The organism is Zobellia nedashkovskayae (genome assembly GCF_015330125.1).
In the GTDB taxonomy this organism is placed as follows: Bacteria; Bacteroidota; Bacteroidia; order Flavobacteriales; family Flavobacteriaceae; genus Zobellia; species Zobellia nedashkovskayae.
Genome location: NZ_JADDXR010000002.1, coordinates 1,750,057 through 1,770,601, shown reverse-complemented (window position 1 = coordinate 1,770,601; position 20,545 = coordinate 1,750,057). Strand labels below are relative to the sequence as shown.

Here is a 20,545-nt window from a genome sequence, read left to right as displayed (position 1 = left end):
GTAGTTAGTGAAAATTAAAAAAATGCGCAGTGAATGTTAAATAGAGCGGTAAAACATATGAAGAATAGCATGTTACGATTGCAGCATTTTACAAAAGAGCTGGTAAGCGACTGTGGGCAATTGCAAACTGCAAACTTTACACTACCTACTCTTTTAATTCGTCCACTTCTTTTATTAGTACTACTACTAAATTTTTTCTCTGCTAGCGCCCAATCTTTTCCTGTTCAGGTAATTCCGCAGGCGACGCCTCCTTCGCCCATCTATTTTTCAGATTATGCAGATGCTAGTACCATAAGCAGTCCGTTGCGAGTGCAAATTATTTTGAATGATTTTGAGGTTGCCAACCGTGAGATTAGACTCCGTACGTATTTTTCAGGTGGGGGTATTAACTTTCAGAGTAATGATTTCGTTGTAGGTGCAGAGCAGCTCTTTTTGGAAGGAGGAACACCATTAGTGCTTACCAACGTGCAATTGGCACCCTATTTCAGGCTAGAAAATATTACAGGTATTTCGCCCAACGTATATGGCAAGGCAATTCCTGAAGGCGCCTATACTTTCTGTTTTGAAGTTTTTGATGTCCTTACCGGCAATCGCCTTTCACAAAGAAGTTGTGCTACCAGTGTAGTTTTTCACAACGATCCTCCGTTTTTGGTTTCACCAAGAAATAAAGACAATATAGCGGAAACAAATCCACAGAATATTGTATTTCAATGGACTCCAAGACACATAAACGTCAGTAATGTGGAGTACGAACTCAGTATTGTTGAGATATGGGATACCCAAGTAGACCCACAACAGGCCTTTTTAAGTTCCCCACCCGTTTTTTCAACCACCACCTCAGCAACCACCTATGTTTACGGACCGGCAGATCCGCTTTTTCTTTCGGGAAAAAATTATGCGTGGCGTATTCAAGCAAAAGCCAAACAAGGTATTGAAGAAATTGGTCTGTTCGAAAACCAAGGGTATAGTGAAATCTATTCGTTCAGTTACGCTACTAGTTGTGATTTACCTATTGGAATAAGCCATGAGGTTAAAGGCAGCACCAATGCCAATATTTTCTGGGACGACTTTTCTACGGATATCCCAGAATATACCTTAAGATACAGACAGAAAAATGACCCACTGAGCGCAGCCGAAGGGGGGAATGAGTGGTTCATGAACAAAACTACTTCAAACCAAACCACGTTGTGGGATTTGAAAGCAGGTACTGTTTATGAATATCAAGTACAAAAACAATGCGCCGTTACTGGTAGTGATTGGAGCATAACCAAACAGTTTACCACCTTTATTGCTGATGACGAAGCCAGCGTATATGAATGTGGTATTACCCCAGAATTTGACGTATCCAACAAAGAACCTTTACCAAGTATTAACTCTGGTGAGCAATTTACAGCAGGAGATTTTCCTATTAACGTTTTAGACGTAAGTGGAAGCAACGGTAGGTTTACGGGAAAAGGCTATGTAACCATCCCTTATTTAAACAGTATTAGAGTTGGTGTAGAGTTTACCAATATACTCATTAATACGGACAAGAAGTTAGCAGAAGGAACGGTAACTACTATGTACGACCCTAGCCTTAAGAACATTCTAGATATTGATGAAGCCATTAATACCGTTACGGATGTAGTTGATGCAACTGGGGAGTTTTTTGAAGGAGATAACGACCTTGATGAAATAGAGGTTGATTGGGCTATTAGCAAGGATGATATAACTATAGAAGACGGGAAAATTGTCATTACCAACCCTTATACCGGGGCAACCAAATCAGAACCTTTAGGTGATGATATGGTGATTACCGACAGTGAAGGGAAAACGTATTACGTAGATGCCGATGGAGAGATAACCGAAGGCGGTGTTATGGATTCTGGAGGAGCCGTAACCTCGGGCAATGTACAAGGGGTTTCCAATGATGGCCAAATAGAATCTTTAACGGCACAAGGTATTCTAGTAACCTTTGATGAAGAAGGAACTTACGGAATGGATAGTATGCCTTCAGGCAGCATTGGCCAGCTCAAACAAGAATATACCATAATAAAAGATGCCGATGGCGATGACTACCCCCTCACCCATCACGCAGTAAAAAATGGTGCCACCACACAAATAAAAGCTGATATTGATATTCAAAACAGCACCTACGCTGCTTCTGATGTTATCTTTAAGAATAAGCAAGGGGAGGTTATACCCCATATCCTAAATGGTACTAAGGCCACATTAACGTTAACGGGTAGATACACTTTTGAAAATGAAGTGATATATGCCGTAGTACCTGACAAAGAGAACAACATCAAACAGCTTACAGCAGGAGCCTTTACTTTATGGCATCTAACAGAAAGAACGGTAAAAGTAGCCTTGGTCTCCGTTAACGGAGCCTCTTTGGGTAGTATAGAAACCAATGTCTCCAACATTTTTGAAAAAGCGGTTGCCAATATCCAGTTTGGAGATAACCTCAACCTTTCTGTTAATAAAAGTGAACTTGGTGCGAACGAACAGCTAGATTTTGGAGAGAGTGCCTGGGCCGCCGCTTACAATGAAGAGCAAAAAATGCTCGTAAACAGGGTTAAGCAATTGTCTGGGTATAAAAGTGACACCTATTATATCTTAGTCTTCAATGATATTGAACCTTCGAGCTCTATTGGTGGGTTTATGCCGTTACAGCGCCAAATGGGTTTTGTCTTTGGAGGCAATCCTAAAGAGGAAGATAAAGACGGTGATAAAAGCAAAACTCTAGCTCACGAAATAGGCCATGGTATTTTTGCCTTACAGCACCCGTTTACTGAGTATAGCATTAATGAAGATGCTACGGAGTGGTTAATGGACTACGGTAGCGGAGACCAATTACCGCATACGCATTGGGCCCAAATTCATAACCCTGATCTTAAGTTTTATATTTTCCAAGATGAGGAGGATGGGGAGATTGCGGGCAGAACTTGGTTCACACCAGATTGGACTCCATTTTCAATTGAGAATTCAAGTATAATCAGGTCAAAAGAAGAATCTGATAGGGTTAAAGGAACGGTCCCCGGATTTAGATTGAACAATAATGTTGCCTATGACGCGAGATTTAAGGCAGATGGCAGTTTTGATGGTTACTATACAGAAGGTAATGATAATCCGTATACCCTTAAATTGATTCCGAACATACAGGATAATGCAAGTGTCTATTTATTTGAATCTGTACCGAATGATTGTGCAAATACGTATTTGACAGATTATGCCTATGTAAACAGCAACAAAAATAGTATCAATTTTTCCAGTACCAATTCAAATTTACTCCCTGTTAATATTACAACCAATTGTGAAACTGATTTGTGTGAAGAAGGAAAAAAATACTTTGATTCATATAAAGACCTTCCCACTGTAGAAGGTTCTGAAGAAGATTACTTAAGAAAGGTTGCTGAATTAATTTGTGAGCAAGGTTCTGATGAATTAATTAAAGCCCAAAAAGAGCAGTTCAAAGCTTGGGAAAATTCGGCAAAGAGTATCACGCAAAATGTTCAAAAATCATTTAGTTGGGAGAATTATTATAAAGCGTTAAATAGTTTAAATCAATGGGTTTCAAACGATGTTCAAGGTCTTTTAACAATAGAACAAAGAGATGAACTTTTTGAAGTGGCATTTCGTTTAGAGGTAGAAGTGTTAGAGCTTTTAAGTTTAGACAAAAAACTTGAAATGTTCAAGATTATGTTCGACGGAGAACTACAAAAACTCTTTTTCCCAAACCATCATGAAGTAATTGCAAAACTTACCGCAGCAATAAAAGACGAAGAAGCTACAGCTTTTATTACCGCATTAGAATCTGCTGAATATAAGGTTAACGAAAAGCCTCTATTATACCATTTCAAAAATAGGCTTAGCGACTACTTTACTGGCGATGCATATTCAGATTTTTTTAAAGAAATCTTGCGTCTTTCAACAGTAATGGCAACGGATAGTAATCTAAAAATAGAAACTCCGTTAATTTGGGATGTTGAACAAAAAGATTATGTACTTGTTTCATATGTGCAAAATCGTAATGATTACGATGTTGTTTATCATGAGAACACTTTTAAAGTATCTGTTAAAAAGTGTATATCATGTTGTTCCGGCACAAGAGGCTGTGGTAGTAACAAAGAATATGAAACTTTATTAGATAATGTTGATCCTTTTCATATGATTGGTCTCACCATTCTAAATGATGTTTCGCCATTGGCTTCAGGCTGTGCAGAAGACCCTAGAGCTTCCGAAATTTGTGGAGCAATGACACCTATACCAGCAATTTTCCTAGAATATTTAGGTGAAAATGAAACAGCCCAAAGATGGAAAAATTTTGGCTGGAACACTTTTAACGTAGCTATAACAATAGGAACATTAGGAGAAGGTGCTGGTGCTATAACTGCAATAAGGGCCGCAAAAGATGGCACAAGGGTTGCCATAGCATTAAAAAATTCTTTCAAACTTTTCGATTTTGCTTATACCGTTACAGACATAACTTTAAGTTTTACCGAAAGTGGTCCTTACGGCTGTGGTAATCTAGAAACAGAAGATGATAAGGAAAAGTGCAAAGAAAAATGGGAAGAATGGAAATATGTATCCTACGCTTTAGCTGCCAAAGGCGGGTTAGACTTAACAAAAGGTCTTGCACAATCTTCAGCAAAAGTTAGCAGGTATTCTGCTGAAGAATTGAGAGAATTTATCAGAGCAACTCAACTAAAAAAGAATAATTCCGACCTTAACCAAGATGAAATCGATGAAATAATCACTCAACTTGAAGATATTATTCAACGAAACGGATTACAAGACGAATATCAGGCGGCCTTAAGAGGAATTGATGATGTAACTGATGAAGGGGCAGATTTAGTAAGTTATGTAAATAACTTGATGAATAAGAATATCAGAAATGCTATTCTTGATGTTGCTGAAAGTAAAGCTGTAGCCCAAAAATATTTCAACCGAATACAACAAAATCCTTCAAATTATTTAAGTGAATACACCCTTCATTTGGATGATTTTGATAATTGGCATAAAAATGTCTTTCAATCGAATTTATTTGAAGCTCATCATATAATTCCAAAAAATGTGCTTAGAGACAATGCTAACTTGCAGAGTATTCTTGATTGGGCAAGAAAAAATAATAAAACTTGGGATTTTGGGGATTTAGAAAATGGAATTATGCTTCAGAAACGAAGAAAAAACAGTTTAGGAGAGGTTGTTGGAGACCACGCTAATCATCCTGCATATGATGAAGGTATTACTAATAAAATTGATGAAATATTTAATGAGAGTAATGGAAATATGTCAGATGCATTTGATGATTTTATTGATTTTGTAAATGATTTAAAAGTAGAATTAAATTCTCAAGTAGTTGAAGGAGATAAAGTAGTTAACTCATTAATTATTCCATAAAATGAAATATTATCAATTAAAACTTCGCTCTTATGATGAAAACATAAAAGATGAACTATCTGAAGGGCCAAAAGTTTATCCTAGGGCCAATGGAGATAGGGTTTCTAATAGTAACGGCTTTTTATCTAAGGGAGGTGAATTTGGAAAGATATTTTTTGAAAATTATGTTGATGATGCTCCAATTTTCGATTATTTCTATTTATATAATTTGTCTTACAAAAAAGAGTATGATTGGATTTTGCTAGATGCATACGGATATATAGGTCAAAACATACCTTCTGCAAGAGGCTTTTTAGTTTCAAGAAAACTTAAAGAAACTTTAGAAGAGTATAGTATTGCTAAGCCTTTTAGATTTTACAAAAGTAAATTGATGTACAAAGGAGAAAAGTTAGAGTATTTTATTTTTCATTTAGCTCAAAATGAATGGAATGAATTTAACTCTGAACAATCCTCTTTCTTTATGGATAATAAAAGGTTGGATGTAAAAGTATCAAGCAATAAAGAATTGAAAAAAATCTTAAAATCAAATTTAAAAATAAAGATGAATCTTGTTTTTGAAAATCAGAGTGACATTTTTTATTTCTCGCAATTAGGCTACCTGATATCTGAATTATTAAAAAATAAATTAGAGGAGCTAAAGATCTCAGGTTTTGAATTTAATGAACTCAAAAATGTAACCATATCTTTTACAAATAGGCTTGTTTAGTTTTTAAAACTCATAAAACATTATATAATCCAAGCTGCACATCGGCACCAATATGTTGAACAGAGCCGTAGTAACAGAAACAAGAGGAGAAACAAAAAATAATAAACAGCAAATGAATTATAAATTAGCAAAACACAATTTATAGAAAAGTGAAAGCTTTAAACTACATAGTAACATTTGGTTTTATGATAGGCGTTACGTTCTGCATACTTTTCTTATTTGTGCCGGAATTTTACAGTAAAGCTCAAAAACAAGATGTATTTGTTTCTTTAAAGCCTTTACAAGAGTTTAGTCTCACCTATTTACCAAATGGCAAATCTTTTGACAAAAGATATCTAAAATTGTTTGTAAAGTTTGATAGTGTAACAACATATAAAAAAACTTTTTATATGCCTGATAAAGAACATGAAAAAATAGAAATATTTCTGAATCAATTAGGTGTTTTAAAAGAAAACAATATAAGAAGTCTAATACCGCTATCTTTTAATAAGGACCAACTTAAAAAGTATAGCACGGTCGAGGTTGCCTACCTAAATAAAAGTATTGAAAAAATTAAGATAAACCGTTTTTTTCTAAAAGGTAAAAAAATAACGTCAATAGAAAGACTAATGTATTATACACTAACAGTAGTTTTCAGTGTTATAGGTTTATTGAGTGCTTGGTTTGTTGTAGGTTCGGCCAAACTCCATATAGAACATTATCAAAAAACTGGTGAAACATTAGAAATCAATAATTTGATAGCTGCAAAAATTGAAGGGTTTAAATATGTCCTGAGAGGTTTCAAATCGGAAAATAAAGAATCGGAAATATGAATAAAAACTATCTACATCTCATAATTTTCCTTTGGTTAAATTTTATTTGGGCTAACCCAAATGATTTTTCTTATGGAGCTGATGAGTACTCTAAAAACTCATTTGTAGTTTCAAAAGATTCTACAACCTCAAATACAAAAGACACCACAAAAATTAAAAAAGCAAATACGCAACAAATTGCACATTTGCAACAGTTGGCAGCTATGCGTAGTTCTGTATTAGCTCCGGGCCCAATTAATTCAGATAACTCAAAAACAGGAGATCTAACTGTGGAGGAAGAACAGGTTTTCCGTTCTTTCCCAACCCTAGACCAAAAACTGGTAGAGAATCAAAATTTTAATGTATCGTTTGCCAATAGAGAACCAGAATTTAATGCCGCTTTTTTAGCAGAGAATTTTCAACAAAACCCAGCTACCGAGAAACTCATTAACAATGCAAAAAACGCGGTTGAAGCAGTGGCTAAACTAGGCAATTTTGTAGACATTATAACCGGTAAAGACTTATTAGAACTCCCTGTAGGTCTTAAAAAAACAGACCAAACCTCTAATAATTCGGTAGAATTGGCCATTACCGAAGTAAAATTTACATCGGGCTATGCCCTACTTAAAATATGGGCCCGTTTGACTATACCTGAAAAAGGTGAGGTAGCGAATGAAGAAGATCGCGGTATTGAACGTGAGCTCTTTTTTGGTGCAGAAAATGTAAAACTCTCTCATGATGGCGGTCTCTCAGGAGATATGAAACTGGTGCTTTTAGGCAACCAAGCCATACCCATTCAAGGAGACAACTGGTTGCTTACCTTAAAAGGAGGAATTGACCTTAAAACAGGTGCTTTTACAGACCAATCGTTTATAGAATTTAACTGTTCTGATTTAAAAGCAATAAGTCTTGAAGGTGATGTACGCGTTTCGCGTAACGTACTTCTGCCCATAGACCAAGATGGTGAATATACATGTGGTAATTATAATGGTAATCTCTATGAGTTTACTGAAGATTATGACATTGTTGTAGCTAATGAATGCTATGTAGGTGCCTCGTTCAGTGTAAAATCAGAAGGCTGGAACGACCTTTTAGTAGATGTTAACCTACCACGCTTTGAGGTTGTAGGCTTAAAAGGTTGGGGCTTTAATCTAGAAAACGTAATTCTAGATCTTAGTGATAGTAGAAATTCACCCAATTTACAACTCCCTTCAGATTATGACCAAATCTACTCAAGCGAAGACCGAAAATTATGGCGTGGCTTCTATGCAGATGAAGTTAGTGTAATGCTGCCAAAAGGCATTGAAAACACTAAAAAAACAAACGGAAGGGTAGAATTTGGCGCAAAAAATTTAGTATTGGATAGTCAAGGCGTTTCCGGTACCTTCTTTGGCGAAAATGTTTTGCCAGCTGGAGAAGGCGCTGCAGGAAAATGGGCCTTTACCATAGATGATGTTAGTATTTCCCTCTCAAGAAATTCTATAACGGGCGGGTCTATTGGAGGCGATGTTTCCGTTCCAATCTTAAAGGAACCTATGGGATATTCTGGTTATATATCTCAAGACGAATATGGTCTTTCCGCTGTGCTAAAAGGGAGCTATACTGCTCCTGTCTTTTTAGGAGAAATGCAATTGGAACGTAATTCAACTGTTGCTATTAATGTAAAGGACGGTACGGCGTATCCATCTGCAATATTAAATGGTAAGTTGGCCATTGCCGGTAAAATAAATCAAAAAGAAGGTGAAAACCCCAATCCAGAAGACAAAAATGGTTTTGCCTTTAACGGTATTAGTTTTCAAGAATTAGAATTACAGACAGCACCCGGAACAAAACTTATACAGGCAAAGGAATTTGGCTTTAATGGGGAAATGAACCTTATGGGTTTCCCAGCTTCTATCGGAGATTTAAAACTAGTAACACCTAACAATCAAGTAGGCCTTTCTTTTGATTTAAAAATAAATCTAGATGATGGAGGTTCTCATGCTACAACTAGTATGGATATTCTTGGTAAGTTAGACGAAGGTGCTAAAATTCAAGAATGGAAATTTGAAAAAGTGAAAATTGATGGTATTGCCATTAAATACACCAAAAGTAATTTCACCTTAGAGGGCTCATTAAAAGTCATGGAAGATGACCCTATTTATGGAGATGGTTTTGATGGTACCTTATCGGCTACTTTCAAAAATCCAAATTTCAAAGTAGGTGGTCGCGCGATATTTGGTAAAACGGAGTTCAGATATTGGAATGTAGATGTTTGGATGGATAATGTGGAGGGCAATGGAGACTCTAAACTACCCTTAAAAGCATTTGTTGGAGGTATCTCTAACCGAATGAAAAAAACAGGTGGTAACGCTTCTGGTTTTGAACCTGGTTCTGCCGTTTATGAACCCGATGCTAATACTGGGCTTGCTATTAGGGCCGGAGTTAAAATTCAAACTCAAAATGCAGGTTCCTTTTCTTGTAAGGCTTATCTAGAAATGGAATATAATATACATGGTGGCCTAAATCGTATTGGATTTATGGGTGAAGGTGCCATTATGGGTGATGGTGACGGAGGCAGTTTAGCTGAAACCGGAGCAGCGGCTAGCAAGGTAGGAAAAGCCCTTGAAGGAAATAGTGCAGCAGCAGCAAACAAGCGCTATGGTAATTATTTAAGCGTAGCGCAAGAATCAATTCCTGTACATGATATTGCCGCATCGGGTAAAGTAGGGGTATATGTAGGTATTGAAAGAGATTTTGTAAATGACACTTTTGATGGCGAATTTGAACTCTATCTAGATTTAGCTGCCGTAAAGGGTGGTGGAGCAAATAATTTAGCAGGTTACGCTAAAATACATACTGGTCCTGAAGATTGGTACATGTATATTGGCACCCCACAACAAAGAATTGATTTGTTGTTCAACTCTGGGGTTTCAGTTAGAGTTGGCGGTTATTTCATGACAGGGACAATATTACCTCCTCCTGGCGATATAAGTCCGCATCCAATAGTTACTAAGATTTTAGGCGATGATATTTTCAAAGGGGAACGCAAAGACAACCAATTGGTTTCTGGAAAAGGTTTTGCCTTTGGAATGAACTTTGGTTACGGCTATGGTTTTGACTGGCCCATATTTTACGCTTCGGTAGAAATTGGAGCTGGGTTTGATGTCATGCACGCCTATTACCCAAATGCTAAATGTGTAGGCAGACCTGGCCCGGTAGGCAACAATGGTTGGTACTCTATGGGGCAAGTATACGCCTATCTTTATGGTGAATTTGGTGTAAAAGTGGACTTGGCCTTTATAAAAGGTAAATTTAAAATAGCTGAGGCCGGTGTGGCTGCAGCTTTACGAGGCCAATTCCCTAACCCCGTTTATATACAGGGCTATGTAGGCATGTATTATAAAATCTTAGGTGGTTTAGTAGAAGGAAGAATGCGAATGAAAGTAGAACTGGGTGAAGAATGTGAATTAGAGGGCATTTCTAACACAGTGGGTGTTCCAATAATTTCAGATTTAACGCCAAGGCATTCAAGTGACGATGTATCTGTATTTGCAGCACCACAGGCAGTGTTTAACTATGCCGCGAATTCCGATTTTACCGTAAATTTAGACGAAGGTAATCGCACTTTTAAAATACAACTCAAAAACTTTACGGTTACTTCAGAAGGACGCGAACTTGAAGGCCAATTGGAATGGAATGACACCAATGACGCGGTCACTTTCAAGCCAGTAGCAACTTTACCTTCTGAAAAAGAGGTACAGTTAGTAGTTGAGGTTAGCTTTGACGAAAAAATTGGAGGGTCTTATCAAACCATGGTTGAAAACGGTCAACCTGTAATTGAGCGATCGGAATCTACTTTTATGACCGACAAAGCACCAGACCATATACCATTAGAAAATATCGCCTATATGTATCCTGTTCTGGAACAGCAGAGTTTTCATCCCGAAGAGTTTGATACAGGCTACGTGAAGTTGATATCACAACAGAATTATCTTTTCGAAAGTGGTTTTGAAATGCGAGCAGAATTTGTTTCCAATTCAAACGGTCAAGGCGTACGCACCAATCTATCATATGACCGTTCAAAAGCAACTGTGTTCTATGATGTGCCAGAAATGGTTTTGAATTCAACTCACACACTAAACTTGATGGCATTTCCACCGGGAGCAGATATTCAAACAGAAATTATAGTAGAGCAAACAGAAGTTTTGTCAGGTGAAGAGGCAGGTGACACCAACTGGTTTGATCCTACTTCGGGTACTCAAGAAGTTAAGAACACATCTGGTAGTGTAGTTGTATCCAACAAAAAAGCTGCGGAAGTAACCATTTCAAATGGTGCTCCCAAATCAATATTGGAATATAGTTTTAAAACCAGTAAGTATGCAACTTTTGGTGATAAGGTGGGGAACTTAAACGTTACAGATAACCTTCTCAACTTTATTGGTGCAAATGTGCACTCCATGTCAATTGAAGTAGCTGACTATGAATATCTAGAAAAAATAGAGATTTTAGGTGGAAGATATACGGCATCACAACCTCTAGTTTATGGTCAAGCTATTTTGGATGACAAATATTACAAGAAAAAAATCTATCCTCTTATTTATGAAATTTATCCCCTAGACAGCAATATACGGGTCAATCGTGAAGAAGATATTCTTGGTGTACCACCAATCCGGTCATTTTATATTTCTAACCAGTATGAGGCAAATGTGGAAAGTAAACCTTATTCATATTGGGTAAAAAACAGAATTCCTTTCGTTTATGATTTACCTTATCAGTACAAAGAAGATTTTCTTTATTTACGAAATACAGTTTTAAGTAGATATGGAAATAATGAAGGAGACGCGGTTAAGTATGATTCGTACCGTTATTTATTAGAAGGGTTTCCAGCAATTCCTCTCGGTAATTATAAATCACAATTATTTTATTCTACACCAGGAAATCTTTATCAGAATGGTTACGATATTGAATATGTAAACAAGTTATAGTATATACTTTTTATAAGTTAAAAATTAATAGATTGAAGAAAATAGTACTAATAGTTTTATTAATAACAAACTTGGCTTGGAGTCAAGATACCGCATCAGTTCAGTTAATTACCCGTTCTCTCCCAGAAAAGGTGATGTTACGCTGGGCAGTAGATAAACCATTGGAATGGAAAAGAGCCAATGAATATGGTTTTTGGGTTGAACGTGCTACAATTTCTAGAAATGGCATAGCCGTTGTACCTATAGAAAGACAACGATTAACTCTCTCCCCACTTAAACCTAGACCACTAGAAGAATGGGCAGACTTAGCAAATAAGAATCAGAATGTTGCGGTTTTAGCTCAAGCGCTTTATGGCAGTTCATTTGAAACTACCGCTCCAAGTTCCAGAACATTGGGGAAAATTACCGCCATAAATAACGAACTAGAACAACGGTTTACTTTTGGCCTCCTTGCGGCAGAGCAGAATTATCAAGGTGCCATGCTTGCAGGATGGGGTATTGAAGACACCTCAGTGGTTGCCGGAGAAAACTACATTTACAAAGTTTCCGTTGCTTTGCCGGAAGAAAGTTCAATAATAATTAACGAAAATAGTGTTTATGCAAGTCCAGACTTATATGAAGAACTTCCCTTACCAATAGAATTGGCTGGCGTTTTTAGTGACTCAAGCGTTCTATTAAGTTGGAATTATGATTTATTAAGTACCATTTATACAAGCTATCTGGTAGAGCGGTCTATAGACAACATCAATTATGAACAGCAAAATGGACAACCAATTTTTAATGCTTCCGAGGAAAAGGAAAAGAAGCAGGCATCCTTATATTACACCGATTCTATTCCAAATAACAAAACCTATTTCTATAGGGTTGTAGGTAAAACCGCTTTTGGAGAAGTGGGCCCACCAACCAAGCCTATTTCCGGTAAAGCTTTAAAAGGACTCGAATTTGTTCCAAGAATATATAAAAAGGAAATTCCAACCGATAATAAAGCTATCCTGTATTGGGAGTTTAAGGATGAAGGCAATGCCTTGATTTCCAAATTTCAATTGCTGCGTGGATACAAAGCTGATGGTCCTTTTGAAATGGTAGTGGATAATATACCCGCTACGCAAAGAAAAATCACTTTTAACGATTTAAAAAGAATCAATTACTTTACTATTGTTGCGGTTGGCAAAAATGGGGTTAATGGTGAGTCTTATCCTGCCATTGTACAACCTTTAGATTCTATTCCTCCTGCTCCGCCTATCGGATTGAAAGGTGTAATGGACACCACTGGTATTGTAAAACTTAGCTGGACTAAAAATAATGAAGATGACCTTGGTGGTTATCGCATATTCCGATCTAATAATCCAAAAACAGAATTTAGTGAGGTTACAAACGCGACCTTCGAAAATGAAATCTACAACGATACCGTTGTTGCAGCCAATCTTAATAAAAAAATATACTATAAGTTACAAGCTGAAGACCTTCGTTTTAACCGATCTAAATTCTCTAAGATGCTAACCGTTGACAAACCAGATCTTATTGCCCCATCACCCCCGGTAATTACTAAGTACGAGGTCACCTCAGATGGCATTCAACTCAATTGGACTCCTAGTAGTAGCCAGGATGTTGCCTCGCACCGAGTGTATCGAAAAACATTGAACTCTACAGAAAATAATTGGAAAGAAGTACACGAAACAAAGTTAGATTCTACTTTTCTAGATAATACTAATCTTATAGAAAACACCTATAGCTATACCGTTATAGCTAAAGATTCCGTTGGTTTGGAAAGCATGCCTGCAAGCCCAATTACCTTAAATTGGTTGGGTAAGGTTTTAGAGGAAACTGATATTAAATTCTCCGGAACAGTAAATCGTGAATTACGCTTTATTAACCTTTCTTGGAAAGTAAAAAACAAAGATGTACTAGAATACCGTTTATATCGTGGAAAAAGTGAAGAAGGCTTGAAGCTATACAAAACTATTAAGGGAGGTGCAAATAGTTTTAATGACGTTTCTCTGGAAATAAATTCAAGGTATACCTATGGGCTTCAATTGATTCTTAAAGGAGGAACAACATCGTTAATAAAAAAGATAAGTTTAAAATATTAAGCCTATGAAAAAGCTAATTTTCATATTGTTCTTCGTTATTTGTGCTAAATCATTTGCCCAAACTTATGATGTTTATTTAGATCCTTTTCTTCGGACTTTTCCCTATATAGAAAATGGTACGGAATACTATCGAACCACTCGCGGTACAATGCTAGTTCGTGATGCGAACATGAACGTCTTAATTAGTATAAACAGGACTTTTGAAACCAATAATACAGGAATTTTTGAATGGCCGGGGGACATACGATCTGCAAGAACCAGCTCAAGTTCAATAAACTTTAGTGGTACTTTTAGGGTAGACACCTCTCCAAAGAGCTTTAACACGTCTGATTCTGGCTCAATGAGTATTGGTGACTGGAATTCATCGTTGTCCATGATTTTTAGTTATCCAGCTCCTTCGTACAATTTTGAGGCACTCATTAATTTTGCTGAGGAGATGAATATCTCTGTTCCGAATTCAACTCTATGTTATGATCAAGACATACAACTTACTCAAAATGCGAGAGGACATCCTAATCAAGCCTATAATTGGCAATTTAAAGGTCCACTCAAAGACGATGACTGGGCTAGTATTCCGTCTTCCACAGGATCTCCGACCGGGACTAAAATTGTTAGTTTGGCTAACCTTTATACAGATTCTAACGAATTGAGTAAAAGGATGGGCAAACCCATAGAGTTTAAAATACATAATGTTCTGAACGATTATGACTCAAATACAGTAACCTATACTTGGTTTGACTGCCCTCCTGAGTATGATAGTTTTTCAACGACTAATACTACCTGCGCCGTAGGTTCTACTGATGGCAGCATAACACTTAATTTTTTGGAAGATATCAATCCAGAATTTTCCATGCGCTATTTTATTTATCAAGGTGAGCCCTCTGAATTCCCTTCAGCTAGTAGCCCTGATGACCAGCGTCCTCCCGACGCTTACAGAAATGCAACCCTTAATTCTCTTGTGGATAATCTAGATGGCACGTTTAGCGGTTCAACTGGTAATATTTTGGACCCCGGCGAATATTACATCGTATATCAAGAAGTACTTTATGACCCTAACGATATTGATGTAACAGTTACCAGCGGTGCTATCACGCCTACCTCATTTACAGTTGGCAATCCCACTGCAGTGGCTATTAATAATGTAAGTATCACAGAACCTACATGCTCTACAATAGCTACTGGTTCAGCTACGGTCAATGTAGTTGCCCTAAGTGGTCAAGATTTTGAAGAAGGTACTTATGAATATTCTAATGATGATGGTGCTAACTGGCAGCCCTCACCTACTTTTGAAAACCTTGCACAAGGCAGCCCACAGAAGTTTCGCGTAAAACTTGTATTTTCAGGCGGCAGGGAATGTATAAGCGCAGATAATGAAAGTAGAACAATAGATTCCGTAACCAATCTTCTTACTATTAATGGCGGTAGTGGTCCCGTTTCTCCTACAACCGATTCGTCGAATGATGGTCAGCTCTTTATACGAGTTGACGGCGGTGCACCTGAATACACTTTTGAACTATACAACAGATTAAACCCTACTGTAATCTTACAAAGCACCACAGTAGCCATTGCTACTTTTCCAAATAACGAGTATCGATTTGAGGGTCTTGATGAAGGCACCTATTTTAGTATTGTTAAAGATGCAAATTGTGATGTTACCAGTCAAGATTATATTTTGGAAGCCGCCCTTACACCTCAACTTGGTCTTTCAACAGTTACACCAATAAGTTGCAATAACGCAAATGATGCAACAATTACAGTAAACGCAACATACGGAGAACCTACTACTTTTTTCTATGAATTGAGAATTGGCGCTACCGTTGTAAGAGATGGCAATTTTGCATCAAGTACAATTGCCCCATATGAAGAAGACATTACATTTTCAAATCTTGAAGCAGGTAACTATTCTCTTTTTGTGAGGGCAGATTTAGGAGATTTTTCATCCATTGTAATACCGGAAATAATTAACCCAGAACCTATTACCGCCACAATAAGTGCAACACCATTTTCTTGCTTTAACTCTACCGATGGTGCATTAACAGTCATCGCAACGGGCGCAACCAACTATGAATATGAACTCAGCACCGACCGAGGTAATTGGGTTGAGCTGGTTGGTAACAACATATCCGTTGACAATCCAAACTTTTATGAAGTAAGGCTAAGAAATCGTGATAACCCTAGTTGTGTTTCAGCTGTTTCAAATCAAGAAGAGGTTACCAGACCTTTGGAAATAACCATAACTGAAATCATCGCCAGCCATGTTGACGTCTCTACAAACGGTGTAAGTAACGGTGCCTTGGAAATTCTGGTAGAAAATGGAACACCAGGCTACATCTTTTCATGGACAAGAAGTGAAACCCTAACCTCTACTAAAATTCCGTTTACGCCTCCCACTCCAAATTCTACGGACACCAATTTAGTAGATTTACCCTTTGGGTTTTATCAAGTAACGCTAACTGATGACACCAATACTTGCCCATCTGTTCTGGGTCCTGAAATTGAAATTACCCAACCTGGGCCTCTCGATATCACTGACTTTATCGGTAGCGACACTTGCAACGGACTTGAAACCGGAACAATTACATCAACAGTTCAAGGAACTGGTAATATCACTTTTGAATTCTTACTGCAACCAGGAGAAGTGGGAGAGTCGGTCGCTTATACAATCACCACTACAGATAGAACAGTAACCGCACCAAATCTTGGCGCAGGTACATATGGCTTGCGAATTACCGAAGTAACTAGCACTGCCATTCAAACTACCGACCCGATTGATTATGTAACTATTTCCGAACTCCCCGGAATTACCGCAGAGACTGCCAAGACCGATGTTAGCTGTGACGGCTTTACACAAGGAACCATCACAGTAAGTAATGTCATAGGTGGGTCTCCATTCATTTCTGCACCTAATGACTTAACGGGTTATGAATATAGAATCAACGATACTTTCAATACCTTTCAGGCCGAACCAGTATTCAACAATGTAGCTGTTGGAAGTTATACGCTTACCGTAAGGGATGCCCTTGGCTGCGAGTTCAACACGCTTGTAGAGGTTGTTCAGAACGGCGTACCCGTACTTGATCCGGTAGCTACAATAGCCAATGACGCCTCTTCCGACACAAGCTTGGACGGTTCCGTTGTTCTTGAATTCGAGACCGGTACCGATCTAGGCTCGCTTTCATTTGAATGGTCGGGCCCCGGGGTATCGGGAATCACCACAAAAGACCTCGACGGCGTGGGCACGGGAACGTATCAAGTTATCATAACTGCTCCTGGAAATTGTACATTACCTGAAATATTTACAATTGGTGTTGAAGCTGCCTTCTCCATTCAACCCCTAACAGGAACACCAACCCTCTGCTCCGGAGGAACGGATGGCAGTGTAACAGCTAATATTACCGCTACGGGCCCTGTTACGTTTAATTGGAAAGAGGATGATGGTGGTGTTGACGGCATTCTAATAAATACCATCGAAAATTCCGCTCTTAGAACCTTGTCTTTAAACAATCTTTCAACAGGCATCTATTATTTAGAAGCTATCGACGAAAACAACGTAACAATTGAAAGTAACAGGTATGAGATAGTAGAACTACCGGAAGTTTCGGCAACAATCGTTCCCGTTCCCACTTGTTCAGGTTCCAATACCGGGTCCATAACCTTCATTCCTTCTGGAACTCTTACGTATTTCTATAGTATAGATGGAGGTACTACTTTTCAACCTGAACCAGTATTTGAGAACTTGGCCGATATCACTTATAACCTTCAGGTTCGTGCTACGGAAAGCCCCAATTGTGACTATATTTTATCAGATGTACTAATTGGAGTTTCATCCGGCATGTTCTGGGATGAAGATTACTCCTTAATCACAAGAGCTAGTGGACCAGGAGCTAATGACGGTAGCATAACTGCCGTCGTTACAGGAGGAACAGGATTTTATACCTATTCCCTTAATAACGGAATTCCACAACCGACCAATGTATTTGCCGATCTTGGTAAAGGAACTTATTCGGTTACCATAACGGATGAATCCGGTTGTTCCATTACCCAAAATAACCTTGAAGTAACCGAAGTAGGGCCTTTGACCATTTCGAATGTCACCGTAACCGATGCTTCTTGCCAAGGCGAAGCGAACGGTAGTATAGCCACCACCGTCACCGGGGAAGGAACAATTACATACAAATGGACACTTGAGAATGGTGATCCGGTTCCGGTTTCCAACGGTACCGATGGGGCCAATATAACAGGTGTTTTGGCCGGTACCTATCTTTTAACTGCCATTGATGACAATAGAACCGCAACCATAACTAGAATCGTTGGTGAGCCCACAACCAGTGTTACGATTACCAATATAGCGATTACCGATGTTTCCTGTTTTGGTGGTACTGATGGAACATTAACCATTACGGCCGATGGTGGCACAGCACCCTATATGTACTCCATAAATGGTGGTGATTTTCAAACAGAACTATTATTCGATGGACTTTCGGCAACCGGTTATACCGTAAGTGTTCGTGATGCCAATGACTGTATGTTTATTGAACAGACTTCAACCCCGATAATAGAACCACAAGAGTTAGGTCTTGCCCTTATTGATGTAAGACCGGTCTCATTGCCAAATGGAGAAGACGGGGCTATTTCTATAGATGCGGAAGGAGGCTCGGGCAATTATACCTATTCCTGGACGGGACCTGATGGTTATACTTCGGTAAATAAGGATGTTTTGAACGGTCAAGCGGGCGACTACGTCGTTACGATTACCGATGCCATAAACACAGGTTGTAGTTTTACCTCCGATCCCATTAAAATAACAGAACCTGGAGAATTGGTCGTAACAATTGATCAAAGTGTTATGCTCCCCTGTTATGAAGACGATTTTGCTGAAATAACAGCCAATGTACAGGGCGATGCGCCATTTACCTATCAATGGTTTGAAGAAATCAATGGTAACAATACTTTATTGGAAGAAGAAACCAATATTATCGGGGGTCTTTCCCCTGGAAAATATTTCCTTAGGGCAACCGATGCCAATTTATTATCCGTCGATTCAGACCCTATTACCATAACCGCACCTGCGCAACTGGAAATAACCATTGACAGTACTAACGATATAATCTGTGCCGGTGAGGCCACAGGTGCCATAAGTATTACCGTATCGGGAGGAACTCCCCCATATCAATATTCTTGGAGTAATTTAGCCACTGTTCCCGATATTAGCGGATTAGAACCTGGTGATTATACTATTTATGTGGAGGATGCAGCAATTTGTATTGCAGAACGAACGGTAACAATCTCAGCTCCCGTTGATGCTATTGAAATTACGGATGTAACTATATCCGATGCTTCGGAATATCTGGCAGCGGACGGTACAATTTCACTGGATATTATAGGGGGCGCAGAACCCTACTCCTATACTTGGACACGTCTTTCGGACAATTCGAATGTTGGTGACCGAGCGGCAATCTCCAATCTTATGGCCGATTCGTATGTAGTCCTTGCTTCGGATGCCAATGGATGTTCCGTAACCGAAACCTATGAAGTAACGCAACCCGATATTGTGGAGGGTACGATAGTTCAACCCATATGTTCGGGCGAGGCCAATGGAAGTATTTCTGTCATTGCCAATGAGGGCAATGGTGTGTTTACCTACCTATGGAGCACAGGCGCTACCGAAAGTCAAATCAACAATCTTCCAGCTGGAACCTATTCCGTGACGGTAACAGGCTTTGATGGTGGACCGATCGATAGGACGTACGTATTGGAAAACCCGGTTCCATTAGAAGTGGACCTGGGAAGTGATGTCGTGCTTTGTTCAGGGCAAACCTTACAGCTGGACGCTACCGTAGATGATCAGACCGCAACATACACATGGAGCTCGAATACCGGTTTTTCAAGTTCCGAACCGAACGTAGAGCTCATCGCCACCGGAAATTATACCGTAACCGTTGAATCCGAGACAGGTTGTACCGTTGAAGGTACTATTTCTGTCGATATCAGTACCGATGAGATCAATGCTGAGTTCGCCGTATCTAGTCAAGTATTTACTGGGGAATCCGTTATTGCAGTGGACATCAGTTACCCGCTACCTGATGGTATCGAATGGATTCTTCCCGTTCAGGCAAAAATCGAAACTCAAAACAGGGACGAGGCTCAATTTACCTTCGCAGAGGCAGGGGAATATGAAATAACCATCATTACCACCCGAGGTGAATGTGTTGCACAAAAAACTAAGAAGATAGTAGTTGTTGCTAGAGATGGTTTAATAACAGAAGAAGATACTAAAAATGGTCAAAAACTCATTGAAAACTTTCTTGTATACCCCAACCCAAGTGATGGTAAATTCACAGCAGACGTTACACTTACCGAAGAAGGTAATATCAGCATAAAGGTATTCAGTTTAGCTAATAACGCGCTCATGGCCTCTGAAAAAGACCGTGGGGAGTTATCTTACAGTATTCCATTTGACCTATCTGGCCTTCCGGCAGGTGTTTATGCAGTTTTACTTGAAACCCCATACGGACAAACTTTAAGAAAGGTGATTATTAAATAAATTATTTCCTTAAAATTTCCTCATAAAAAAAGCCCAAAGATATAAATCTTTGGGCTTTTTTATTT

Annotated in this window: 6 protein-coding genes; all 6 read left to right on the top strand. The window is 38.6% G+C overall.

What is annotated here, in order from left to right:
- The first annotated feature begins 33 nt into the window (after positions 1–33).
- The 6 genes from IWB64_RS07475 (at position 34) to IWB64_RS07450 (ending at position 20,480) form a co-directional block, all read left to right on the top strand.
- Positions 34–5,382 (top strand): AHH domain-containing protein, encoded by a 5,349-nt coding sequence (locus tag IWB64_RS07475; RefSeq protein ID WP_194533415.1) that lies wholly within the window; start codon positions 34–36, stop codon positions 5,380–5,382.
- Between the two features lies 1 nt (position 5,383).
- On the top strand, positions 5,384–6,088 hold the full coding sequence (locus tag IWB64_RS07470) for a hypothetical protein (RefSeq protein WP_194533414.1): 705 nt from the start codon (positions 5,384–5,386) through the stop codon (positions 6,086–6,088).
- Between the two features lie 185 nt (positions 6,089–6,273).
- Positions 6,274–6,900 carry a hypothetical protein gene (locus IWB64_RS07465; protein ID WP_194533413.1) on the top strand — a complete coding sequence of 209 codons (627 nt, stop codon included), beginning with the start codon at positions 6,274–6,276 and terminating at the stop codon, positions 6,898–6,900.
- The gene (locus IWB64_RS07460) at positions 6,897–11,846 is read left to right on the top strand and encodes a hypothetical protein (RefSeq protein WP_194533412.1); all 4,950 of its coding nucleotides are present in this window, start codon (positions 6,897–6,899) and stop codon (positions 11,844–11,846) included. Before IWB64_RS07465 ends, IWB64_RS07460 begins: the two co-directional genes overlap by 4 nt.
- Positions 11,847–11,878: 32 nt before the next feature.
- Positions 11,879–13,936: a fibronectin type III domain-containing protein gene (locus tag IWB64_RS07455; protein WP_194533411.1), complete on the top strand. Its 2,058-nt coding sequence runs from the start codon at positions 11,879–11,881 to the stop codon at positions 13,934–13,936.
- A 4-nt stretch (positions 13,937–13,940) separates the two neighbouring features.
- Positions 13,941–20,480 carry a T9SS type A sorting domain-containing protein gene (locus tag IWB64_RS07450; RefSeq protein WP_194533410.1) on the top strand — a complete coding sequence of 2,180 codons (6,540 nt, stop codon included), beginning with the start codon at positions 13,941–13,943 and terminating at the stop codon, positions 20,478–20,480.
- Positions 20,481–20,545: the final 65 nt, after the last annotated feature.

Coding starts and splice junctions, on each gene's coding strand:
- IWB64_RS07475 (WP_194533415.1), top strand. CDS start 34: ATGTTAAATAGAGCGGTAAAACATATGAAGAATAGCATGTTACGATTG.
- IWB64_RS07470 (WP_194533414.1), top strand. CDS start 5,384: ATGAAATATTATCAATTAAAACTTCGCTCTTATGATGAAAACATAAAA.
- IWB64_RS07465 (WP_194533413.1), top strand. CDS start 6,274: ATGATAGGCGTTACGTTCTGCATACTTTTCTTATTTGTGCCGGAATTT.
- IWB64_RS07460 (WP_194533412.1), top strand. CDS start 6,897: ATGAATAAAAACTATCTACATCTCATAATTTTCCTTTGGTTAAATTTT.
- IWB64_RS07450 (WP_194533410.1), top strand. CDS start 13,941: ATGAAAAAGCTAATTTTCATATTGTTCTTCGTTATTTGTGCTAAATCA.